The organism is Oricola sp., assembly GCF_022763245.1.
Lineage (GTDB): Bacteria > Pseudomonadota > Alphaproteobacteria > Rhizobiales > Rhizobiaceae > Oricola.
In genome coordinates this window covers 1-2966 of the sequence record NZ_JALEGV010000033.1, presented here as the reverse complement: position 1 = coordinate 2966, position 2966 = coordinate 1, and the positions used below count along the sequence as shown (strand labels likewise).

Genomic DNA, 2966 nt, shown 5'->3' with positions numbered 1-2966 from the left:
TCTCGACGGGCAAGCGCCAGATCGTCACCGCCAAGCCGACCGACGACTTCAAGCTCTATCAGCAGGTGCTCGAGGCGCGCATCAAGGCGATCGAAAAACGCGAGGGGCCGGCGCAGCCCGGCGACGACATTCTGCTTTCGGTCATCACCGACGGACGCCATGCGGCGATCGATCTGCGGCTGGTCGATCCCGACAATGACAATGAGCCCAACAACAAGCTCAACAAGCTGATCGAGAACAGCTTCCGCATCTGGCGCGAAACGGGTCAGAACGAGTATCTGACCCGCGACGGAAAACCCTTCGATCTGCCGGGCGCGGCGCAGATGATCTTTTCCGATCTCGGCACGATCAGCGTCGAGAAATCCCGTGGCTTTTCCGCCTATCGCTGGATCCGCGACGAGCTCGTCCGCCTCGGCGTTCCGGCCTCCGAAATCGCTTTCGTGCAGGACTACAAGAAGACCGAGGCGAAGCATCGACTGTTTGCGGACGTCAATGCCGGAAAAATCCGCTTCCTGATCGGGTCGTCCGAAACCATGGGCACCGGCGTCAACGCGCAGCTTCGCCTCAAGGCGCTGCATCACCTCGACGTCCCCTGGCTGCCGTCCCAGATCGAGCAGCGCGAGGGCCGCATCGAGCGGCAGGGCAATCAGCATGAGGAGATCGAAATCTTCGCCTACGCCACCGAAGGCTCGATGGACGCGCAGATGTGGCAGAACAACGAGCGCAAAGCCCGGTTCATCGCCGCGGCGCTCTCCGGCGACACCTCCGTGCGCCGGCTCGAAGAGCTCGGCGAGGGCCAGGCCAACCAGTTCGCCATGGCCAAGGCGATCGCGTCAGGCGATCAGCGCCTGATGCAAAAGGCTGGCCTCGAAGCCGACATTGCCCGGCTCGAACGCTTGCGCGCGGCGCATCGCGACGATCTCTTCGCGGTCCGGCGCCAGATCCGCAATGCCGAACGCGATATCGAACACGACACACGGCGCATCGCTGAGATCGGCAAGGATATCGAGCGCAGGATTCCGACCGCCGGCGAGGCCTTCGCCATGACAATTGCCGGACAATCGTTTTCCGACCGCAAACCCGCGGGCCGCGCCCTGATGAAGGAAATCATGACGCTCGTGCATCTGCGGCAGGAGGACGAGCAGACGATAGCCAAAATCGGCGGCTTCGATCTCGTCTTCTCCGGCAAGCGCTTTGGGAACGACGAATTCCAATACGACGTCGCGCTCGCACGGACCGGCGCGGAAACCGACATCGATCTCGCCCTGACCGTCACGCCGCTCGGTGCGGTCTCGCGCATCGAGCATGTCCTCGCCGGTTTCGAGGACGAGCAGTCGCAGTATCGCTTCCGGCTCGACGACGCCAAGCGCCGCCTGGCATCCTACCAGTCGCGTCAGGGCGGGGAATTCGGCTTCGAGGAGGAGCTTGCCGACAAACGCCGGCAGCTCGACGCCATCGAGGCCGATCTGGCGGACGAGGTCCTGAAGGAGGGAAAGAAGGCCATGGGGGTGGCCTGAAAAAGGGAGGGACTGGTGGGAATCGAGGCCTATTGAACAGCCTATTGGCCAATAATGATAAGACCAGCGATCCGTTTAGTGCACATCCGGCTCCGCCGACGTAGCGAGCTCTCGGATGGCGCGTTCAACCTCCTCATCATCCCATCCGGCGACTAGAGCCAATGCTCTGGTCATAGCCAGTTCTTCCGCCAACGCCTTGTGCTGCCAAGGTTTGTCGAGCGCTTGTATGATACGCCGCGCAGCTGTCTTGAGTGCGTCTTCTGAATCGGCCTGTTCGGAAAGGGCGCGAAGAATTCGATGGAAGGAGGGGTTGATTGCCTTCCTGCATTCCTGCTCGCGACCTGGATAGGGGTGAGGATATCTCGGGGACTCCACGATCAATCTACTCCTGTCGTCCGCGGGGACAATTGCGTGTTCATCGTGCCGTGCATTCTTGCATCCTTTCGCGCGAACTCAGGAAAGATTAGGAAGCAATCCGAGGCGATTTTCAACCAACTAGCGGATATTTGCAGGTCGGTGATAGACACTGTGCGGAGATGGACTCCTTGTGCCATACCCGGCGGGTTCGCCCAAAAGAGTTGAAGCGATTCCGAGAGAGCACGATGCCGCACTTTATCCGCATCCATGAGTACATTCGGCAATTTCGGGTTGGAGATGCTGCCAGCGCGGCTCGTTTCCGCGAACTGGTGCTTGCCGCCCTTGAGAACCGACGGAAAGAATTCGCTACAGAGATCGCCGAACTGGATGCGCTTCACTATGCGCTGCAGGTTGCAGCCGAAAACGGCAGTACCACCGAGGTAGAAGCTGCCTCACTGCTTCTGAAGGAAGCCGTCGAGGACCTCGCTACCAAACTTCGAACCTCCGAGTAATTTCGAAGACAAATCAGAACCTGTTTCGGCGGCGGGGAAGGTTGGGCGCCATGCGCCGATCAAAGCAGCTGCCGTATGGATTTTGACGGCGCTCCTTTTGGTGCAAAGCGATTCAGCATCATATCATAATCGTCTCGCCCATTCGCAGATCTGGTGCCTTTGGCCTTGGGCCGCAATTGGCTTCCGTACCGTATTCCTTTGCTGCGAGCAGGAAGGCGGCCGGATCTTTCACTAGTTCGGCTGTGGCGACCCTTGGCCAACCTTGTCCATACTATGCGGCCGGCCGAGCTTTTCGCTTTCCACACAGATCTCTGCCGCAGAGTAGCACAAATTACCGAAATCGAGGCCGATCTGGCGGACGAAGTTCTGAAGGAGGGGAAGAAGGCCGTGGAGGCGGCCTGAGGAAAAGAAGAAAGCGGGATGGGGACCGGTCGCAGATCGGTTGGGCCCGGTGACGCTAACGCTCAACCGCCGCCTGCGCCATCCCGGCCCGTCGTCCTTCGCAGGGCTTTACAGCCCCGCTTGTCCGGCCGGGCAGGGACGCTCGGCCGCAGTTGCACCGGCCCGCCCGCTCCGCGGT

General features: G+C 60.6%; 1 protein-coding gene and 1 pseudogene. Both read left to right on the top strand.

Annotated elements, in window-relative coordinates:
• Nucleotides 1–1517, top strand: a pseudogene (locus MRY80_RS15490) (lactate dehydrogenase); the annotation flags it as partial.
• 602 nt (nucleotides 1518–2119) lie between these two features.
• Complete coding sequence (locus MRY80_RS15485) at nucleotides 2120–2386, top strand: hypothetical protein (RefSeq protein ID WP_293291958.1); 267 nt, start codon at nucleotides 2120–2122, stop codon at nucleotides 2384–2386.
• Nucleotides 2387–2966 lie beyond the last annotated feature (580 nt).

What these genes read in the sequence shown, in the direction of transcription:
- MRY80_RS15485 (WP_293291958.1), top strand. Translation starts at nt 2,120, where the DNA reads ATGCCGCACTTTATCCGCATCCATGAGTACATTCGGCAATTTCGGGTT.